This is a genomic window from Pseudomonas sp. MWU318, assembly GCF_016756945.1.
In the GTDB taxonomy this organism is placed as follows: domain Bacteria; phylum Pseudomonadota; class Gammaproteobacteria; order Pseudomonadales; family Pseudomonadaceae; genus Aquipseudomonas; species Aquipseudomonas putida_A.
In genome coordinates this window covers 437975-452033 of record NZ_JAESJL010000004.1, presented here as the reverse complement: position 1 = coordinate 452033, position 14059 = coordinate 437975, and the positions used below count along the sequence as shown (strand labels likewise).

Here is a 14059-nt window from a genome sequence, read left to right as displayed (position 1 = left end):
TGGAAGCACACTTGCAGGCCGGGCCAGGGCACTTTCGAACTAGGCTGAGGGCCTGATAGATCTGGATAACCCCTGTTTTGGAGGCGGAACATGAACACCCGTGGATTGCTCGATCAACTTCTCAAGTCCGGCCAGGATCTGTTGCAGAACAAGGCCGGCGGGGCGCGGAACAAATCGTCGGCTGGCGGGCTGGGCGGTTTGCTCGGTGGGTCTTCAGGCTCCGGTGCGCTGGGCGGCTTGCTCTCGGGGGCGGGCGGTGGTGCTCTGGCGGCCGGGGCCATGGGCCTGCTGCTCGGCAGCAAAAAGGCGCGAAAGGTCGGCGGCAAAGTTGCGGTCTACGGTGGCCTCGCTGCCCTTGGTGTGCTGGCCTATAAGGCTTACGGCAACTGGAACGCCCAGAAAGGCACCGCCCCACAAACCGAACCGCAAACCCTGGATCGACTGCCACCGGCGCAAGCCGAGCAGCACAGCCAGGCGATTCTCAAAGCACTGGTCGCCGCCGCCAAGGCTGACGGCCATATCGATGATCGCGAGCGCCAGTTGATCGAAGGCGAATTCACCAAACTCGACAACGATCAGGAACTGCAACACTGGCTGCACGCCGAACTCAACAAACCCCTCGACCCCGCCGACGTCGCCCGCGCCGCCAGCACCCCGGAAATGGCCGCGGAGATGTACATCGCCAGCGTGATGCTGGTGGATGAGGAGAGCTTTATGGAAAAGGCGTATCTGGAGGAGTTGGCCAAGCAACTGAAGCTGGAGCCGGGGTTGAAGGTGGAGCTGGAGAAGCAGGTGCGCCTGGCATCGCTATAGAACTGCCTGAACACGGTATTCATGTAGGAGCTGCGGTACGCTGCGATCTTTTGATTTTTTAAGCCAACAGCAAAAGATCGCAGCGTGCCGCAGCTCCTACAAGGTTTTGGGCCAGACGCCGAAGCCTGCTCGCGATTGCGTTTTCAGCCGCGCATCCACAGCAATGGCCGATCCAGCGCCCCTTTTTGCCGTTCCATCGCTGGCACGCCAGCCCCGGATTGTCGGACAGTCCCACCCCAGAGCCTTCCCGCCAACCATGTCGGGCCGGCCCGAGGGTTAAAAAGCGTCTTATAAATGAAACACCGCCCTCGGCTATACTCCCCGCATTTCGACTTAGGCACGAGGAATCACTGTGAAGAACTGGACGTTGCGCCAACGCATTTTGGCGAGCTTTGCGGTGATTATCGCCATCATGTTGCTGATGGTCGTTGTCTCGTATTCACGCTTGTTGAAGATCGAGGCCAGTGAAAGCAGCGTGCGTGACGACGCGGTTCCCGGCGTCTATTACAGCTCGATGATCCGCGGCGCGTGGGTTGACAGCTACCTGCAGACCCAGGAACTGCTCGGCCTCAAGGAAGGGCAGGGTATCAGCAGTGAAGATGCGGCGGACTACAAGGCGTTCGAAAACCGTCTGCAAGAGCAGATGGCCAACTACCGCAACACCGTCACCACCGACGAGGACCGGGTCGAGTTCGCAGCGTTCGAGAAGGACCACGACGTCTACATGCAGATCCAGGATCAGGTGCTCGACTTGCACAAGCGCAACCTGGAAGCCGACGCGGTCAAGCTGTTCACCGAGAAGTTGACCCCGGCCTGGTACACCGGCCGCATGAAACTCAACGACATCATTGGCGAGAACAAACGGGTCGCTGATCAGGCCATGGCCAACATCGACGAAGCCGTGGCGGCGGCCAAGGTCAGCATGTTCGTCTCGCTGCTGGTGGCCGTGCTCGCGGCCGGTGCCTGCGGTCTGCTGCTGATGCGCGCGATCATGGCGCCGATGAACCGCATCGTGAAAATCCTCGAAATCATGCGTACCGGCGACCTGAGCAGCCGGCTGAATCTGGACCGCAAGGACGAGTTCGGCGCGGTGGAAACCGGCTTCAATGACATGATGACCGAGCTGACTTCGCTGGTGTCCCAGGCCCAGCGCTCCTCGGTGCAGGTGACCACTTCGGTGACCGAAATCGCCGCCACGTCTAAACAGCAACAGGCCACCGCCACCGAAACCGCGGCCACCACCACCGAAATCGGCGCGACCTCACGTGAAATCGCCGCCACTTCGCGGGATCTGGTGCGCACCATGACCGAAGTCTCCACCGCCGCCGATCAGGCCTCGGTGCTCGCCGGTTCCGGCCAGCAAGGCCTGGCGCGCATGGAAGACACCATGCACTCGGTGATGGGCGCGGCCGATCTGGTCAACGCCAAACTGGCGATCCTCAACGAGAAGGCCGGCAACATCAATCAGGTGGTGGTGACCATCGTCAAGGTCGCCGACCAGACCAATCTGCTGTCGCTCAACGCCGCCATCGAAGCCGAGAAGGCTGGCGAATACGGTCGTGGTTTTGCCGTGGTCGCCACCGAAGTGCGGCGTCTGGCGGATCAGACTGCCGTCGCCACTTACGACATTGAGCAGATGGTTCGCGAGATCCAGTCGGCGGTGTCTGCCGGCGTGATGGGCATGGACAAGTTCTCCGAAGAAGTGCGCCGTGGCATGGCCGAGGTGCAGCAGGTCGGTGAGCAGCTGTCGCAGATCATCCATCAGGTGCAGGCGCTGGCGCCGCGGGTGTTGATGGTCAACGAAGGCATGCAGGCCCAGGCCACCGGTGCCGAACAGATCAACCATGCGCTGGTGCAGTTGGGCGACGCCAGCAGCCAGACCGTCGAGTCGCTGCGTCAGGCCAGTTTCGCCATTGACGAACTGAGCCAGGTGGCCGTCGGGCTGCGCAGCGGCGTTTCGCGATTCAAAGTCTGATGAGCGAAATCACCGCCAAACGCAGCGCTGTGCCGGTGACGAAGCAGGCGTTGTTCCTGCTGTTTCGCATCGGCAGCGAGCGTTACGCCTTGCGCGCCACCGAGGTGGCGGAAGTGCTGCCGCGCCTGCCGTTGAAGCCGATTGCCCAGGCACCGGACTGGGTTGCCGGAGTGTTCGCCTATCGCGGTACGGTGGTACCGGCGCTCGACCTCAGTGCGCTGACTTTCGGCCATCCCGCCGAGGCGCGCACCAGCACCCGGCTGGTGCTGGTGCATTACCGTCCGGATGCACTGCAGCCGCCGCGCTGGCTCGGGCTGATCCTTGAGCAGGCGACCGATACCCTGCGCTGCAACCCCGAGGATTTTCAGCCATATGGCCTGGACAATCGTCAGGCGCCGTACCTCGGCCCGGTGCGCGAAGATGCCCAGGGACTGGTGCAGTGGGTGCGGGTCAACGACTTGCTGGATGACGCGGTGCGCAGCCTGCTGTTTCCGGCGCCGCTTGGGGCGCAGTCATGAGCAGCGACCAGCGTTTTTTCGATTTCCTCAAGGAACGCATCGGCCTGGATGTCACCTCGGTGGGGCCGGCGATCATCGAGCGCGCGGTGCGCCAACGCATCACGCTCTCGCAAGCGGCGCACAGCGATGAATACTGGCAACTGCTGCAAGGTTCGCGGGACGAACAGCAGGCGTTGATCGAAGCGGTGATCGTCCCCGAAACCTGGTTTTTCCGTTATCCGGAATCCTTCGCCACCCTCGGCAAGCTGGCGCGCAAGCGTCTGGACGAATTGAACAACATGCGCGCGCTGCGCATCCTCAGCCTGCCGTGCTCGACCGGCGAAGAACCCTATTCGATTGCCATGGCCTTGCTCGATGCCGGGCTCAAGCCGCATCAGTTCAAGGTCGACGGCATGGACGTCAGCCCACTGTCAGTGGACAAGGCGCGGCGGGCTCTTTACGGCAAGAACTCGTTTCGTGGTCAGGGTCTGGACTATCGCGAGCGTCATTTCACCGCCGAGCAGGACGGCCATCGGGTCAGCGAAGCGGTGCGTGAGCAGGTGCGCCTGCAGGCCGGCAACGTGCTGGATCCGACGCTGCTGGCGGGTGAGCCGCCGTTCGATTTTGTGTTCTGCCGCAACCTGCTGATCTATTTCGACCAGCCGACCCAGAAGCAAGTTTTCGAAGTGCTCAAGCGTCTGACGCACATTGATGGCGTGTTGTTCATCGGCCCGGCCGAGGGCAGTCTGCTTGGGCGCCTGGGCATGCGCTCGATCGGCATCCCGCAGTCGTTTGCCTTCAGTCGACACGCGGAACCCATGCCCGAACCTGTGGCATTGCCGACCCCGACCCCTTTGCCGGTGCGCCAACCGCTGCGCAGTCCGCCGCCAGTATCGCCGCCGGTGCGTCCACGTCCGTTTGCCAGCGTTGCACCGTTGCCCGTCAGCAGCAAAAGCGCCAAACCGGACGCGGCGACCTTGCTCGCCAACATCGCCGCGCTGGCCAACGAAGGCAAAAGCGCCCAGGCCCGCGCGGTATGCGAGCAGTATCTGCGCAGTCACGAACCGGTGGCGCAGGTGTTTTACTGGCTCGGTCTGCTCAGCGATGTTGCCGGTGCCGCGCTCGAAGCCCAGAGTCATTACCGCAAGGCCTTGTACCTTGAACCGCAACACCCCGAAGCGTTGATGCACCTGGCCGCCTTGCTGCAGGCCCAGGGCGACAGCGCCGGTGCCAGACGATTGCAGGAACGCGCCGCCCGCAGCGGTCGCACCGCCGACAGTGAGCGTAAACGATGATCCCGTCCGACACCTTGAACGTCACCCACGAAGACGCCCGGGCCATTGATGATTGCTGGAACCGTATCGGTATTCATGGCGACAAGTCGTGCCCGTTGCTGGCCGAGCATATTCACTGCCGCAACTGCGCGGTGTATTCCGCCGCCGCCACGCGCCTGCTGGACCGTTATGCATTGCAGCAGGACGAACGCGATCCGGTCGCCGTGGCGGTCGAAACCGATGTGAAAACCCGTTCGCTACTGATGTTCCGCCTCGGCGAGGAATGGCTGGGACTGGCGACTCGCAGTCTGGTGGAAGTGGCGCCGCTGCAGGCGATTCACTCGCTGCCGCACCAGCGCTCGCGGGCCTTGCTCGGCGTGGCGAACGTGCGCGGGGCATTAGTGGCGTGCCTGTCGCTGGTCGAGTTGCTCGATCTGGATGGCAACACCGCACCGGTCACTGGCGCGCGGATCATGCCGCGCATGCTGATCATTGCCGCCCACGGCGGACCGGTGGTGGTGCCGGTGGACGAAGTCGACGGCATCCACGCCATCGATGAAAAAATTCTCGACGCCGCGTCGCGTGCCGGCGGTGAGCACAACAGCACGGCCAGCGCCAAATACACCCGTGGTGTCCTGCAATTCCGGGGGCGCAGCCTGCGTTGGCTGGATGAAGAACAGCTGCTGTCCGCCGTGACCCGGAGCCTCACATGACCCCCGAGCAAATGCGCGACGCCTCGCTGCTGGAGCTGTTCAGCCTCGAAGCAGAGGCCCAGACCCAGGTGCTCAGCAGCGGGCTGCTGGCGCTGGAGCGTAACCCGACTCAGGCCGACTATCTGGAGTCGTGCATGCGTGCGGCGCACTCGCTCAAGGGCGCGGCGCGTATCGTCGGCATCGACAGCGGTGTCAGCGTCGCCCATGTGATGGAAGATTGCCTGGTCAGTGCGCAGGAAGGGCGGCTGTTGTTGCGTCCCGAGCACATCGATGCGCTGTTGCAAGGCACCGATCTGTTGATGCGCATCGCCACGCCGGCCAATGCTCCGCAAGCGCTGGACATCGAAGCGTATGTGGCGTTGATGGGCCGCCTGCTCGACCCTTCGGCAGCGCCCACAGTCGCGCCACCGCCGATGGCCGAATTGCAGATGCAGGCGCCGCCACCTGCGCCGATTGAAACCCCGGCGCCATCGATCGATACAGCGCTGGAGACCTCCGACCCGGCCCCGCGCAAGAGCAAGCGCACCACCGAGGGTGGCGAACGGGTGCTGCGGGTCACCGCCGAGCGCCTGAACAGCCTGCTCGACTTGTCGAGTAAATCGCTGGTCGAAACCCAGCGCCTCAAACCGCATCTGGCGACCATGCAGCGCCTCAGGCGCATGCAGAACAACGGCCTGCGGGCACTGGAAAGTCTCAATGTGCACCTCAAGGAACATGCGCTGAGCCTTGAGGCCCAGGAAGCCCTCGAAGATGCGCGGCGCCTGCTGGCCGAATCCCAGCAATTGCTCGCGGAAAAGAACGCCGAGCTCGACGAGTTCGCCTGGCAAGCCAGCCAGCGCGCACAAGTGCTCTACGACACCGCGCTGGCCTGCCGCATGCGCCCGTTTGCCGACGTGCTCACCGGTCAGGTGCGCATGGTTCGGGATCTGGGGCGCAGTCTTGGCAAACAGGTGCGGCTGGAAATCGAAGGCGAGAAGACCCAGGTCGATCGCGACGTATTGGAAAAACTCGAGGCGCCTCTGACTCATTTGTTGCGCAACGCGGTCGACCACGGCATCGAAACCCCGGAACAACGCCTGCTCAAAGGCAAGTCCGAAGAAGGCCTGATCCGCCTGCGCGCTTCGCATCAGGCCGGTTTGCTGGTGCTCGAACTGAGTGACGACGGCAATGGTGTCGACCTGGAAAAGGTCCGCCGCAGCATTGTCGAGCGTCAGCTTTCGCCCGCCGAGACGGCGGCGCAGTTGAGCGAAGAAGAACTGCTGACGTTCCTGTTTCTGCCGGGTTTCAGCCTGCGCGACACTGTGACCGAAGTGTCCGGGCGTGGCGTCGGCCTCGACGCGGTGCAGCACATGGTGCGGCAACTGCGCGGTGCAGTGGTGCTGGAGCAGACGGCGGGCGAGGGCAGCCGCTTTCATCTGGAAGTGCCGCTGACCCTGTCGGTGGTGCGCAGTCTGGTGGTGGAAGTCGGCGAGGAGGCTTATGCGTTTCCGCTGGCGCACATCGAGCGCATGTGCGACCTGGAGCCACAGGACATCGTGCAGATCGAGGGCCGTCAGCATTTCTGGCACGAAGGTCGGCATGTCGGGCTGGTCGCGGCCAGTCAGTTGCTGAATCGTCCGGCCAGTCAGAGCAGCGGCGAAACCCTCAAGGTCGTGGTGATCCGCGAGCGTGACGCGGTCTACGGGGTGGCGGTCGAGCGTTTTGTCGGCGAGCGCACGCTGGTGGTGCTGCCGCTGGATGAGCGACTGGGCAAGGTTCAGGATATTTCCGCCGGGGCGCTGCTCGACGACGGTTCGGTGGTGCTGATCGTCGATGTCGAAGACATGCTGCGCTCGGTGGACAAACTGCTCAACACCGGGCGTCTCGAGCGCATTGCCCGCCATGGCAATCAGGCCGCCGAAGTGGCGCGCAAACGGATTCTGGTGGTCGATGACTCGCTGACCGTGCGCGAGTTGCAACGCAAGTTGCTGCTCAATCGCGGCTATGACGTGGCGGTCGCGGTGGACGGCATGGACGGCTGGAACGCGCTGCGTTCGGAGGACTTCGATTTGCTGATCACCGACATCGACATGCCGCGCATGGATGGCATCGAACTGGTCACCCTGTTGCGCCGCGACAACCGCCTGCAATCGCTGCCGGTGATGGTGGTCTCGTACAAGGATCGTGAAGAGGACCGGCGTCGTGGACTGGACGCTGGCGCCGACTATTATTTAGCCAAGGCCAGTTTTCATGACGACGCCCTGCTTGATGCAGTGGTTGAGCTCATTGGAGGAGCGCGGGCATGAAAATCGCAATCGTCAACGACATGCCCCTGGCGGTAGAGGCTTTGCGCCGCGCGCTGGCCTTCGAGCCGGCGCATCAGGTGGTCTGGGTCGCCAACAACGGCGCCGAGGCGGTGCGGTTGTGCGCCGAAAACACCCCGGATCTGATCCTGATGGACCTGATCATGCCGGTCATGGATGGCGTCGAGGCAACCCGGCGGATCATGGCCGAGAGCCCGTGTGCCATCGTTATCGTCACGGTCGACCGTCAGCAAAACGTGCACCGGGTCTTCGAAGCCATGGGCCACGGCGCGCTCGACGTGGTCGACACCCCGGCCATTGGCGCGGGGAACGCGCAGGAAGCGGCGGCGCCGTTGCTGCGCAAGATCCTCAACATCGGCTGGCTGATCGGCGAGAAAACCCCGCGCTCGCGCCCGGTGCCGACGCCCCACCGCAGTTCGGCGTCGTGCAAGCGGCTGGTGGCGATCGGCTCGTCTGCCGGCGGACCGGCCGCGCTGGAAGTGCTGCTCAAGGGCCTGCCACGCCATTTCTCGGCCGCCATCGTGCTGGTGCAGCACGTGGATCAGGTGTTTGCCGCGGGCATGGCCGAATGGCTGGCCAGCGCCAGTGGCCTCGATGTACGCCTGGCCCGCGAAGGCGAGCCTCCGCAGGCCGGCGCGGTGCTGTTGGCCGGCACCAACCACCATATTCGTTTATTGAAAAACGGCACGCTGGCCTACACCGCCGAGCCGGTCAACGAGATCTACCGGCCTTCGATCGACGTGTTTTTCGAAAGTGTCGCCAGTTATTGGAACGGCGATGCCATCGGGGTTTTATTGACCGGGATGGGACGCGACGGGGCGCAAGGGCTTAAGCTCATGCGCCAGCAGGGTTATCTGACCATCGCGCAGGACCAGCAAAGCAGTGCGGTGTACGGCATGCCCAAGGCAGCAGCGGCGATCGATGCGGCCGTCGAAATCCGTCCACTGGAAAAGATAGCGCCACGATTGCTGGAGGTTTTCCCCAAATGAACAGGCTATTCCGCAATCCTGGCCCCCGCAGTACTCAGGTGACCGCCCATGAATGATTTACAGATCGACGACATTAAAACCGACGAAAACGCCGCCATGGTGTTGTTGGTGGACGATCAGGCGATGATCGGCGAAGCCGTGCGCCGTGGGCTGTCGAATGAAGAGAACATCGACTTCCACTTTTGCTCCGACCCGCACCAGGCCATCGCCCAGGCGGTACGGATCAAGCCGACGGTGATTCTGCAGGATCTGGTGATGCCCGGCCTCGACGGCCTGAGCCTGGTGCGCGAATACCGCAATCATCCGGCGACCAGGGACATCCCGATCATCGTCCTGTCGACCAAGGAAGACCCGCTGATCAAGAGCGCGGCGTTTTCCGCCGGGGCCAACGACTATCTGGTGAAACTGCCGGACACCATCGAACTGGTGGCGCGCATCCGCTATCACTCGCGCTCCTACATGACCCTGCTGCAGCGCGATGCGGCGTACCGTGCGTTGCGCGTCAGCCAGCAGCAATTGCTCGACACCAACCTGGTGCTGCAACGGCTGATGAACTCCGATGGGCTGACCGGGCTGTCCAACCGCCGGCACTTCGACGAGTACCTGGAGCTGGAATGGCGCCGCTCGCTGCGCGACCAGAGCCAGTTGTCGTTGCTGATGATCGACGTCGATTACTTCAAGTCCTACAACGACAGTTTTGGCCACGTCGAAGGCGATGAGGCGCTGCGCAAGGTCGCCACCGCGATCCGCGACGCCAGCGCCCGCCCGTCGGACCTGCCGGCACGCTACGGCGGTGAAGAGTTCGCCCTGGTGCTGCCGAACACCTCGCCGGGCGGCGCGCGGCTGGTGGCGGAGAAACTGCGCCAGACGGTGGCGGCGCTGAAGATTCCGCACAACACCCCGAGCGAAGGGGCGAGCCTGACCATCAGCATCGGCCTGGCGACCATGGTGCCGCAGGCGGGCAGCGATTGCCGGCTGCTGATTTCGGCGGCGGATCGCGGGTTGTACCTGGCCAAGAATAACGGCCGTAACCAGGTCGGCATCGAATAACCGCGATCCCGGTAGGAGCTGCCGCAGGCTGCGATCTTTTGATTTTGCTTTTAAAGATCAAAAGATCGCAGCCTGCGGCAGCTCCTACAGGGGCAATGTGTCAAGTGATTCGCCCCGACAGCCGCCAGACGGGCTGCCGTGACAGCGTGATTACGTTATACTCGCCGGCTTTCAAAAGTTCGCCAACGAGTGCTGCCCGTCATGGAAATCAACCCGATCCTGAACACCATCAAGGACCTGTCCGAGCGCTCCGAAACTATTCGGGGGTATCTTTGACTACGATCAAAAGCATGAGCGTCTGATCGAAGTCAATCGCGAGCTTGAAGATCCTGCAGTCTGGAACAAACCTGAATACGCCCAGGAACTGGGCCGCGAGCGAGCATCGCTGGCGCAGATCGTCGACACCCTGGATGAGCTTTCCAGCGGTTTGGCCGATTCCCGCGAGTTGCTCGACATGGCCGTTGAAGAAAACGACGAAGGCGCGGTAAACGACGTCGTTGAACTGCTTCAAGGACTTGAAGAGTCACTGGCCAAGCTTGAATTCCGCCGCATGTTCAGCCACGAGATGGACCCGAACAACGCCTACCTGGACATCCAGGCCGGCTCCGGCGGCACCGAGGCCCAGGACTGGGCCAACATCCTGCTGCGCATGTACCTGCGCTGGGCGGACAAACGTGGTTTCGACGCGACCATCATGGAACTGTCGGCCGGTGAAGTCGCCGGTATCAAAGGCGCGACCGTGCACATCAAGGGCGAATACGCCTTTGGCTGGCTGCGTACCGAGATCGGCGTGCACCGTCTGGTGCGCAAGAGCCCGTTCGATTCCGGCAACCGTCGCCACACCTCGTTCTCTGCGGTTTTCGTTTCGCCAGAGATCGACGACAAGGTCGAAATCGAAATCAACCCGGCAGATCTGCGGATCGACACCTATCGTTCCTCCGGTGCCGGTGGTCAGCACGTAAACACCACCGACTCGGCCGTACGTATTACTCACGTACCGACCAACACCGTGGTCAGCTGCCAGAACGAGCGTTCCCAGCACGCGAACAAGGACACCGCCATGAAAATGCTGCGGGCCAAGTTGTACGAGCAGGAAATGCAGAAGCGCAACGCCGCTTCCCAGGCGCTGGAAGACACCAAGTCGGACATCGGCTGGGGTCACCAGATCCGTTCGTACGTGCTCGACGCTTCGCGGATCAAGGACCTGCGCACCAACATCGAACGCAGCGACTGCGACAAGGTGCTCGACGGCGACATCGACGAATACCTGGAAGCCAGCCTGAAGTCGGGGCTGTAAAAGACGCACACAGGGTCGCTGATGCAACGCGATCCCTGTAGGAGCCAGCTCAGCTGGCGATTCCCGGGCCGCCAGGCCCGGGGGCAACGAACCTGATGGAATATCTGAAGACATGAGCGACCAACAACTCGACCCGCAAGCCCTGCAACAGGAAGAAAACTCCCTGATCGCCCTGCGCAAGGAAAAGCTGGCTGCCGAGCGCGCCAAGGGCAACGCCTTCCCGAACGACTTCCGCCGCGAAAACTACTGCGAAGATCTGCAGAAGAAATACGCGGACAAGACCAAGGAAGAGCTGGCCGAGGCTGCAATCCCGGTCAAGGTTGCCGGTCGCATCATGCTCAACCGTGGCTCGTTCATGGTGATCCAGGACATGACCGGTCGCATCCAGGTCTACGTCAACCGTAAAACCCTGTCCGAAGACACTCTGGCCGCGGTCAAGACCTGGGACATGGGCGATATCATTGCCGCCGAAGGCACTCTGGCGCGTTCCGGCAAGGGCGACCTGTACGTCGAAATGACCAACGTGCGCCTGCTGACCAAGTCGCTGCGCCCGCTGCCGGACAAGCACCACGGCCTGACCGACACCGAACAGCGCTACCGTCAGCGTTACGTTGACCTGATCGTCAACGAAGACGTGCGCCAGACCTTCCGCGTGCGTTCGCAAGTGATCGCGCACATCCGCAGCTTCCTGATGAAGCGCGACTTCCTCGAAGTCGAAACGCCGATGCTGCAGACCATTCCTGGCGGCGCCGCAGCCAAGCCGTTCGAAACCCACCACAACGCGCTGGACATGGAAATGTTCCTGCGTATCGCGCCTGAGCTGTACCTCAAGCGTCTGGTGGTTGGCGGTTTCGAGAAAGTGTTCGAGATCAACCGCAACTTCCGTAACGAAGGCGTTTCGACTCGTCACAACCCTGAATTCACCATGTTGGAGTTCTACCAGGCTTACGCCGACTACGAAGACAACATGGACCTGACCGAAGAGCTGTTCCGTGAACTGGCGCAGCTGGTACTGGGCAGCACCGACGTGCCGTACGGCGACAAGGTGTTCCACTTCGGCGAGCCGTTTGCCCGTCTGTCGGTGTTCGACTCGATCCTCAAGTACAACCCTGAGCTGACCGCCGATGACCTGAACGACATCGACAAGGCGCGCGCCATCGCCAAGAAGGCCGGCGCCAAGGTGCTGGGCTTCGAAGGTCTGGGCAAGCTGCAGGTGATGATTTTCGAAGAACTGGTCGAGCACAAGCTGGAGCAGCCCCACTTCATCACTCAGTACCCGTTCGAAGTGTCGCCGCTGGCCCGTCGTAACGACGAGAACCCGAACGTCACCGACCGTTTCGAGCTGTTCATCGGCGGCCGTGAAATCGCCAACGCCTATTCCGAGTTGAACGACGCGGAAGACCAGGCCGAGCGTTTCATGGCGCAGGTGGCCGACAAGGACGCCGGCGACGACGAAGCCATGCACTACGACGCCGACTTCGTGCGTGCGCTGGAGTACGGCATGCCGCCAACGGCCGGTGAAGGTATCGGCATCGACCGTCTGGTGATGTTGCTGACCAACTCGCCGTCGATCCGCGATGTGATCCTGTTCCCGCACATGCGACCGCAAGCGTAAACGTTTCAGTTAAAAAGCCGCCTAAAACAGGCGGCTTTTTATTGCCTGTCTGGTACAAATGTATCAATTGGTTAATTTTGCAATAGCAGAGGAAGTCCAGTCGTGATGGTTGCAATCGCTCAAGAAGGTGCAGCGGGAATCGCCACTGCGGTCGCTGAAAGTGTTCAGTACCAGGGCCGCAAGGCCAGCCGACAGGGCAGTGAGCAGCGTCGACAGGACATTCTCGACGCGGCGATGCGCATTGTCGTGCGTGACGGCGTGCGCGCCGTGCGCCACCGTGCGGTGGCGGCCGAGGCCGGTGTGCCGCTGTCGGCCACTACTTATTACTTCAAGGACATCGATGACCTGCTCACCGATACCTTCGCCCAATACGTCGAACGCAGCGCGGCCTACATGGCCAAGCTGTGGATCAACAACGAAGGCCTGCTGCGCGAGATGGTCGTCAGTGGCGACGGCAGCCCCGAGTCGCGCTCGAAACTGGCGGATGACATCGCGCGGCTGATGGCTGACTACGTGCACCGGCAACTGGTCAACCGCCGCGAGCACCTGATGGCTGAGCAGGCGTTCCGCCAGGAAGCGCTGCTCAACCCGCGGCTGGCGGATCTGGTGCGCTCCCATCAGCAAATTCTGCTGCAGGGCACCTGCCAGTTGTTCCAGGTGCTGGGCTCGCGTGAACCGCAGCAAGATGCCAAGGTGTTGACGGCGATTATCGGACGGATGGAATATCAGGGCCTGCTCAACGACGCCGAGCCTTTGGCCGAACAGGACATGCTCGGGATTCTGACGCGGTATATGCATCTGGTCCTGGCCTCGGTGTAACGCAATGTTGTCCGTCTGACGCCAATCCCAATGTAGGAGCTGCCGCAGGCTGCGATCTTTTGATTTTCAAGATCAAGATCAAAAGATCGCAGCCTGCGGCAGCTCCTACAGGGGAGGTGTGGTGGGTTCATAGGGAGTATTGAATGAAAGCCTGGCGTGGCGTGCTGATCGCCCTGTCGTTCCTGCTGCTCAGTGGCTGTCTGGTGACCTTCAAGGATCCGCTGCCTGCCAGTGACCCGGCGCCCAAGGGCCTGCTGGGCAGGTGGTCGAGCACCAATGCCTGGGGCGAGCCGATGAACCTTGAGCTGACCCGCGTCGGCAACGATCGCTATCAGGCCATCACCTGGTTCAAGGCCCGGCCTCACGAGCGCGAGGCGTACCCGTTCACCGTGTCGCGCCATGGCAGTCGCTGGTACCTGTCGGCGAAAGTGCCGGCGCGTTACGGTGGGCAATACACCATCGCCGGTTTCGAACTCACCGACAAACACGAGCTGGTGGTGTACAACCTCGACCTCGAACAGATCAATCAGGCGATCAAACAGCAAGCCCTCGACGGCAAGGCTTTCCAGACTGAAGACGACGGCGACGGCGTGCAGGTCGACAGTAGCCTCGACAAGGTCTTTGCTTACCTCGACGATCCGGCCAATTCCGATGTCTTCGTCGAGGCCGCGCGCTATCAGCGCCAGGCCCGCGCCAAATAATTCAGTTTTCTAC

Annotated in this window: 12 protein-coding genes; all 12 read left to right on the top strand. The window is 62.2% G+C overall.

Features of this window, described 5'->3' with window-relative positions; genetic code table 11:
* Positions 1-90: 90 nt before the first annotated feature.
* Positions 91-813 (top strand): tellurite resistance TerB family protein, encoded by a 723-nt coding sequence (locus JN524_RS13140; RefSeq protein ID WP_202369604.1) that lies wholly within the window; start codon positions 91-93, stop codon positions 811-813.
* 352 nt (positions 814-1165) lie between these two features.
* A complete protein-coding gene (locus JN524_RS13135; RefSeq protein ID WP_202369603.1) occupies positions 1166-2788 on the top strand; it encodes a methyl-accepting chemotaxis protein in 1623 nt (540 codons plus the stop codon).
* A complete protein-coding gene (locus JN524_RS13130) occupies positions 2788-3306 on the top strand; it encodes a chemotaxis protein CheW (RefSeq protein ID WP_202369602.1) in 519 nt (172 codons plus the stop codon). The genes JN524_RS13135 and JN524_RS13130 overlap by 1 nt, the downstream gene beginning before the upstream one ends.
* Complete coding sequence (locus JN524_RS13125) at positions 3303-4580, top strand: CheR family methyltransferase (RefSeq protein WP_202369601.1); 1278 nt, start codon at positions 3303-3305, stop codon at positions 4578-4580. The genes JN524_RS13130 and JN524_RS13125 overlap by 4 nt, the downstream gene beginning before the upstream one ends.
* The gene (locus JN524_RS13120) at positions 4577-5272 is read left to right on the top strand and encodes a chemotaxis protein CheW (protein ID WP_202369600.1); all 696 of its coding nucleotides are present in this window, start codon (positions 4577-4579) and stop codon (positions 5270-5272) included. The genes JN524_RS13125 and JN524_RS13120 overlap by 4 nt, the downstream gene beginning before the upstream one ends.
* Positions 5269-7557 carry a hybrid sensor histidine kinase/response regulator gene (locus JN524_RS13115; RefSeq protein WP_202369599.1) on the top strand — a complete coding sequence of 763 codons (2289 nt, stop codon included), beginning with the start codon at positions 5269-5271 and terminating at the stop codon, positions 7555-7557. The genes JN524_RS13120 and JN524_RS13115 overlap by 4 nt, the downstream gene beginning before the upstream one ends.
* Complete coding sequence (locus JN524_RS13110; protein WP_096795804.1) at positions 7554-8564, top strand: chemotaxis response regulator protein-glutamate methylesterase; 1011 nt, start codon at positions 7554-7556, stop codon at positions 8562-8564. The genes JN524_RS13115 and JN524_RS13110 overlap by 4 nt, the downstream gene beginning before the upstream one ends.
* 48 nt (positions 8565-8612) lie before the next feature.
* Positions 8613-9614: a response regulator gene (locus tag JN524_RS13105; protein WP_202369598.1), complete on the top strand. Its 1002-nt coding sequence runs from the start codon at positions 8613-8615 to the stop codon at positions 9612-9614.
* A gap of 201 nt (positions 9615-9815) precedes the next feature.
* A protein-coding gene (gene prfB / locus JN524_RS13100; RefSeq protein ID WP_096795805.1) for a peptide chain release factor 2 occupies positions 9816-10911 on the top strand; the annotation gives its coding sequence in 2 pieces (ribosomal slippage) (positions 9816-9887 and positions 9889-10911; 1095 coding nt in all).
* Between the two features lie 112 nt (positions 10912-11023).
* Positions 11024-12526: a lysine--tRNA ligase gene (gene lysS / locus JN524_RS13095; protein WP_003222049.1), complete on the top strand. Its 1503-nt coding sequence runs from the start codon at positions 11024-11026 to the stop codon at positions 12524-12526.
* A gap of 105 nt (positions 12527-12631) precedes the next feature.
* Positions 12632-13345, top strand: coding sequence for a TetR/AcrR family transcriptional regulator (locus tag JN524_RS13090; RefSeq protein ID WP_003222051.1), 714 nt, complete (start codon positions 12632-12634; stop codon positions 13343-13345).
* Positions 13346-13488: 143 nt separating this feature from the next.
* Positions 13489-14046 carry a hypothetical protein gene (locus JN524_RS13085; protein ID WP_202369597.1) on the top strand — a complete coding sequence of 186 codons (558 nt, stop codon included), beginning with the start codon at positions 13489-13491 and terminating at the stop codon, positions 14044-14046.
* The last annotated feature ends 13 nt before the right edge of the window (positions 14047-14059 follow it).